Source organism: Caulobacter sp. D5, from assembly GCF_003185805.1.
GTDB lineage: Bacteria > Pseudomonadota > Alphaproteobacteria > Caulobacterales > Caulobacteraceae > Caulobacter.
Map to the genome: position 1 here is coordinate 1 of NZ_QHJY01000082.1, position 5,870 is coordinate 5,870.

The 5,870-nt window shown below is 71.1% G+C and carries 9 protein-coding genes; 7 read left to right on the plus strand and 2 right to left on the minus strand.

The window, feature by feature from the left end:
- Positions 1-198 (minus strand): NTP transferase domain-containing protein (locus tag DMC18_RS06255; protein WP_158285870.1); only part of this gene is annotated, 198 nt, incomplete at its 3' end.
- A gap of 46 nt (positions 199-244) precedes the next feature.
- On the opposite strand from DMC18_RS06255, the gene moaA reads away from it, so the two are divergent.
- The 5 genes from moaA to moaC are packed head-to-tail and all read left to right on the plus strand — an operon-like array spanning position 245 to position 2,978.
- A complete protein-coding gene (gene moaA, locus DMC18_RS06260; protein ID WP_110120930.1) occupies positions 245-1,255 on the plus strand; it encodes a GTP 3',8-cyclase MoaA in 1,011 nt (336 codons plus the stop codon).
- Positions 1,256-1,257: 2 nt separating this feature from the next.
- Positions 1,258-1,497 carry a MoaD/ThiS family protein gene (locus DMC18_RS06265; protein ID WP_110120931.1) on the plus strand — a complete coding sequence of 80 codons (240 nt, stop codon included), beginning with the start codon at positions 1,258-1,260 and terminating at the stop codon, positions 1,495-1,497.
- Positions 1,494-1,934: a molybdenum cofactor biosynthesis protein MoaE gene (locus DMC18_RS06270; protein WP_110120932.1), complete on the plus strand. Its 441-nt coding sequence runs from the start codon at positions 1,494-1,496 to the stop codon at positions 1,932-1,934. The genes DMC18_RS06265 and DMC18_RS06270 overlap by 4 nt, the downstream gene beginning before the upstream one ends.
- A gap of 14 nt (positions 1,935-1,948) precedes the next feature.
- Positions 1,949-2,497, plus strand: a complete 549-nt coding sequence (moaB, locus tag DMC18_RS06275) for a molybdenum cofactor biosynthesis protein B (RefSeq protein ID WP_110120933.1) — start codon at positions 1,949-1,951, stop codon at positions 2,495-2,497.
- A 13-nt stretch (positions 2,498-2,510) separates the two neighbouring features.
- A complete protein-coding gene (gene moaC / locus DMC18_RS06280) occupies positions 2,511-2,978 on the plus strand; it encodes a cyclic pyranopterin monophosphate synthase MoaC (protein WP_110120934.1) in 468 nt (155 codons plus the stop codon).
- Between the two features lie 54 nt (positions 2,979-3,032).
- On the opposite strand, the gene DMC18_RS06285 is transcribed toward moaC, so the two are convergent.
- Complete coding sequence (locus tag DMC18_RS06285) at positions 3,033-4,130, minus strand: XdhC family protein (RefSeq protein ID WP_110132774.1); 1,098 nt, start codon at positions 4,128-4,130, stop codon at positions 3,033-3,035.
- A 99-nt stretch (positions 4,131-4,229) separates the two neighbouring features.
- On the opposite strand from DMC18_RS06285, the gene DMC18_RS06290 reads away from it, so the two are divergent.
- Complete coding sequence (locus tag DMC18_RS06290; RefSeq protein WP_110120936.1) at positions 4,230-5,105, plus strand: bifunctional regulator KidO; 876 nt, start codon at positions 4,230-4,232, stop codon at positions 5,103-5,105.
- Between the two features lie 70 nt (positions 5,106-5,175).
- Positions 5,176-5,870 (plus strand): glycosyltransferase family protein (locus DMC18_RS06295; protein ID WP_110132775.1); only part of this gene is annotated, 695 nt, incomplete at its 3' end.

Below are 5,870 nucleotides of genomic sequence, written 5' to 3' on the forward strand. Positions count from 1 at the left end.
CTCGGCCCGGGCCTCGACCAGGGTCAGGGCGGCGGCGTCGCCGGGGCGCAGCACGACCGTGACCCCGCGCGCCGGCGCGGCCAGGGCCGTGTCCAGCGCATGATCCAGCAGCGGCCGGCCGCGATAATCGGCCAGCAGCTTGCCGCCGCCGAACCGCGAGGCCGCCCCCGCCGCCAGCACGATCGCCTCCAGCCGCATCAGTTCCCTTTCCGCCAGGCTCCGAGACGCCTATTCTATCGCGGATATGACGTCCCCTGACGACACCCCCCGCCTGATCGACGGCTTTGGCCGGGCGGTGAGCTATCTGCGCGTGTCGGTGACCGACCGCTGCGACCTGCGCTGCGTCTATTGCATGGCCGAGCACATGACCTTCCTGCCCAAGGCGGAGGTGCTGACGCTCGAGGAGCTGGACCGCCTGGCCTCGACCTTCGTCGGCCTGGGCGTGCGCAAGCTGCGGCTGACCGGCGGCGAGCCGCTGGTGCGCAAGGGGATCATGGAGCTGGTCGAAAGCCTGTCGCGCCACCTGAAGACCGGCGCGCTGGACGAGCTGACCCTGACCACCAACGGCACCCAGCTGGCCCAGCACGCAGAACGTTTGGCGGCGGCGGGGGTGAAGCGGATCAACGTCTCGCTCGATACGCTCAAGCCCGACCTCTTCCGCCGGCTGACGCGCGGCGGCGACGTGGCCAAGGTGATCGGCGGGATCGACGCGGCCCTGGCGGTCGGCCTCCAGGTCAAGATCAACGCCGTGGCGCTGAAGCGCGACAATGCTGAGGAATTGCCCGCCCTGATCCAGTGGGCCCATGCGCGCGGCTGCGACATGACCCTGATCGAGACCATGCCCCTGGGCGAGATCGACGAGGACCGCACCGACCAGTTCCTGTCACTCAGGGACGTCCGGCGCGAGCTGTCGTCCTATTGGACCCTGACCGACCAGGCCTATGCGACCGGCGGTCCGGCCCGCTACGCCAAGGTCGAGGAGACCGGCGGGCGGCTGGGCTTCATCACCCCGCTGAGCCACAATTTCTGCGACGCCTGCAATCGGGTGCGCCTGACCTGCACCGGCACCCTGCACACCTGCCTTGGCCGCGACGACGCCAGCGACCTGCGGGCCGTGCTGCGCGGCGGGGCCACCGACGGCGAGCTGGAGGCGGCGATCCACGCGGCGATCGGGTCCAAGCCCAAGGGCCACGACTTCCAGGTCGACGCGCCCCGGCCGGCCGTGGCCCGCCACATGTCGACGACCGGAGGCTAGCCATGGCCCGCGTGCTGCTGTTCGGGCGCCTGGCCGACCAGGCCGGCTGGCGCGAACGCGAGGTCGCGGCGGAAAGCCTCACGGCCCTGCGCGCCTCCATCGCCAATGATGACGCGGGTCTCGCCGAGGCCCTGGCCGGTCCCGGCGTGCAGGTGGCGGTCGACAAGGCGCTGGTGCGGGGCGAGGCGGCGCTGGCCGGCTCGACCGAGGTCGCCTTCCTGCCGCCGATGAGCGGCGGATGATCACCCTCACCGAGGCGCCGTTCGAGCCCGGGGCGCTGCTGAGCGACTTCTGCAAGGGCCGCGACGAAACCGGGGCGGTGGCCAGCTTCGTCGGCCTGGCCCGCGCCGAGGGCGGCAACGCGTCGATCCTGGAGCTGGAGGCCTATCCGGGCTTCACCGAAAACGCGATCGCGGCCTTCGCGGTCGAGGCGGCGGGGCGGTTCGGGTTGCAGGACTGGCGGATCGTCCATCGCGTCGGAAAGATCGCGCCGGGCGAGGCGGTGGTGTTCGTGGCCACGGCCTCGAAACACCGCCGGGCCGCCTTCGAGGCCTGCGACTTCCTGATGGACTGGCTCAAGAGCCGGGCCCCGTTCTGGAAGAAGGAGCATGGCCCGGACGGCGCCCGCTGGATCGAGCCGACGGCGCAGGATAGGACCGACGCCGAGCGTTGGGATTAGAGCGGGAGCATCGCATGTCAGGCCTCACCCCGGGCGGCGGGATCAAGCCGGAACTGCCGTTCAAGCCGGTGCGGGTGGCGATCCTCACCGTCTCCGACACCCGCGACGAAAGCACCGACACCTCGGGCGACATCCTGATCGAGCGGGTCAAGGCCGCTGGCCACGACTTCGCCGGTCGGGCGGTGGTGCGCGACGACATCGAGAAGATCCGCGCCACCGTGCGCGGCTGGATCGCGAGCGGAGAGGTCGATGCGGTGGTCTCCACCGGCGGTACGGGCCTGACGGGCCGCGACGTGACGGTCGAGGCGCTGCAGCCGCTGTTCGACAAGGTGATCGACGGGTTCGCCGTGGTGTTCCACCTGGTGTCCTACGCCACGGTGGGGCTCTCGACCCTGCAGTCGCGGGCCACGGCCGGGCTGATCGACGGGGTGTTCGTGTTCTGCCTGCCCGGCTCGAACGGGGCGGTGAAGGACGGCTGGGACAAGGTCATCGGCCCGCAGCTCGACAGCCGCCACAAGCCCTGCAACATGGTCGAGCTGATGCCCCGGCTTCTGGAACGATAGGGCTCATCGAAACGTGAGCAAGCTGACCCACATCGACGACCAGGGCCGGGCCCGCATGGTCGACGTCTCCGACAAGGCTTCGACCGTGCGCGAGGCCGTGGCCAGCGGCTTCGTGCGGATGGCGCCGGAGACCCTGGCGCTGGCCGTCTCGGGAACCGGCCGCAAGGGCGACGTGCGCGCCGTGGCCGAACTGGCCGGCGTGATGGCCGCCAAGCAGACATCATCCCTGATCCCGCTGTGCCACCCGCTGGCCCTGTCGAAGGTGGTGGTCGAGGTCGAGCCGGGCGAAGGCGGGCTTTCCGTCACCGCTCGGGTCAAGACGACCGGTCCGACCGGGGTCGAGATGGAAGCCCTGACGGCGGTGTCGGTGGCCTGCCTGACGATCTACGACATGCTGAAAGCCGCCGAGAAGGGCATGGTCATCGAGGCCGTGCGGCTGGTCGAGAAGACCGGCGGGAAGTCGGGGGATTGGAAGGGCTGATCCTTCTCCCCTTGCGGGAGAAGGTGGCGGCGAAGCCGACGGATGAGGGGTCTCTCAGACGTCCAACGCGCCGCCCGGTCGGTCCGTCGTCGCGGCGGACAGGGCTTTCGACCCCTCACCCGACCCGCTACGCGGGCCACCCTCTCCCGCAAGGGGAGAGGGATTAGAATGCGCCCTTCTCTCCAGCGCTGGCTGCCCATGCCGCGCCGCGATGATCTCGCCGATGACGGCGATCGCCACCTCGAACGGGGCCTTGCCGCCGAGATCCAGGCCAATGGGCGCGCGCAGCTTGGCCAGGTCGCGCTCCGTCAGACCCGCCGCCCGCAGCGCCGTGATCCGTTCGGCCAGCCGCCGCCGGGCGCCCAGCAGGCCGACGTAAGAGGCCGGCGAGGGCAGGGCGGCCAGCAGGGCCTCGTGGTCCAGGGCCAGGTCGTGGCCGCACACCGCCACCGCCGTCCAGGGGTCCAGGCCGATCGCGGCCAGGGCCTGGCCCGGCGTGTCGCGGCTGTAGCCGACGCCGGCCAGGGGCGGCGGCGCGAGCGGTCCCTTGGGACGGACCAGGGTGGCCTCGAACCCGGCCTGGGCGCCGAGGCTCGCCAGGGCCAGGGCGGTCGGGTCGCCGCCGATCACCACCAGGCGTGGAACCGGATCGAACCCCCGGCGAAAGGCGCCGGGCCAGGGGGGCGGCGCCGACTCCTTGCGTGCGCAGAGCCGTCCCGTCCCATCGCTGAACCAGACCGCCGGCCGCCTTTCGGTTGCGTGAGTCAAAAGGTCGCGCACGGCGACATCGTCGGGGTCTAGGCGCTCGACAAGGATTTCGATGCGCGCCCCGCACAGCAGGCGGATGTCGGGCCAGGGGCTGCCCTCGCCATAGACCAGGCGCCGGGGCGCGCCGGTTTCCAGCACCGCGCGGGCGTGGATCTCGACGTCGCCCTCGATGCAGCCGCCCGACAGGAAGCCGCTCGCAAAACCTTGCGCGAAAAGCATCTGCGTGCCGACAGGGCGCGGCCCGCCGCCCTCCAGGGCGATGATGGTGGCCAGGACCGCGGGCCCTTCCGCCAGGGCCTTTTCAAGGGCCGGCCGGATGTCGTCGGCCAGGCCGTGCATGGGCCATTCGGAGCCGGAAAGGACGGCGGGATCGGTAAGGTCCATCGGCCCGATCTTAACCCCTCGGCAAGTTTCCAGAAACGCCTTCTTCAAACCTTGGCGCGTACGCTGCCCGACATTGGTGCTCACCCGACGCGGATTTTCATGTCGCTCACCGTCTCCAAGCTCGGTCTCGCCGCCGCCCAGTTCGGACTGGACGGCATGAACGCGTCGCCGCGTTCGCGTTCCCCCGAGATCGAGGCGCGTGACATCCTGAACATCGCCGCGCGCGCCCGCCTGTCGGTGCTGGACGTCTCGGGCGTCTATGGCCGTTCGGAGTCGGTGCTCGGCGACCTGATCCCGCGTCCGGTCTCGTGCCGCGTCACCATGGCCGCCGCCCGCGCCGACCGTGGTCCCGACTTCGTCGAGGCCGAGGCCCGCGCCTCGCTGCGCCGCATGGGCCTGGAACGCGCCGACGCCATCATCGTGCAATCGCCGTCGGAACTGTTCGGCGCCCATGGCCCGGCCATGTGGGACCGCCTGCACCGCCTGCGCGAGCAGGGCCTGTTCCGCAACATCGGCATCTCCGCCCACGCCACCGACGATCCGGTGGGCGTGGCCCGCCGCTTCAAGCCCGACATCATCCAGGCGCCGGCCAGCCTGCTCGACCAGCGCCTGCTGGCCGACGGCTCGCTGCAACGCATCGCCGGCATGGGCATCGAGGTGCAACTGCGCTCGATCTTCCTCAACGGCCTGCTGTTCCTGCCGCCCGACCGCGTGCCGGCCCAGTTGAAGGGGGCCTCGGGCCGCCTGTCGCGCGTGCGCCGCATGATCGCCGAAGGCCGTTCCGACCCGCTGCAGGCCGCCCTGGGTTTCGCCCTGTCGCGCCCGGAAGCTTCGGCCGTGATCGTGGGCGTGACCTCGGCCGCCGAATTGTCGGCCGTCGTCGCCGCCGCTTCCAGCCCGCCGCCGGACCTCGACTGGGACGAGATGGCCATCGACGATCCGGTGGCCCTCGACCCGCGACGTTGGGTCGCCTAGCGGGGTCGCCGATTCAAAGCTCAAGGTTCAAGAAAGAACCGAGAAGACGCCTCGAAGGGAGGCAAAGCCGATGATCCTCGCTGTCCTGCAGGCCCGCATGGGCTCCAGCCGTCTGCCCGGCAAGGCGATGGCCACCCTCCAGGGACAGCCGATGATCCTGCGCCAGCTTGAGCGGATCCGCGAGGCGCGCACCCTTTCCAAGATCATCGTCGCCACCAGCGACCAGGCCGCCGACGACGCGCTGGCGGGCTTCCTGGTGTCGCGCGGGGTCACCGTCTATCGCGGGGCCGGCGCCGACATTCTCGATCGCATCGCCCGCTGCGCCGAGGCCGCCGGCCCGGTCAGCCACATCGTTCGGCTGAAGGGCGATGCGCCCTTCGTCGATCCGGGCCTGATCGACCAGACGGTCCGCCTGGCCCTGAGCACCGGCGCCGACTACGCCTCCAACCGCGTGCATCGCACCTATCCGGCCGGGCTGGAGGTCGAGGTCATCGCCGCCCAGACCCTGCGCACCGCCGCCGCCGAGGAGCGCGACCCGCTGGCCCGCATCTCGCCGACCGCCGCCATCCGCAACCAGCCGGGCCGCTTCCGCCAGGCCCACCTGCGCGCCGTGCGCGACTGGTCCAGCCTCGACTGGCGCGTGAAGACCCCGGCGGATCTCGCCTTCGCCCGCTCGATCTACGACGCCCTGCACCCGGTGGATCCCGGCTTCCGCATTGGCGACGTGCTGGACCTGGTGGAGAGCAAGCAGGACCTGGGAAGGTT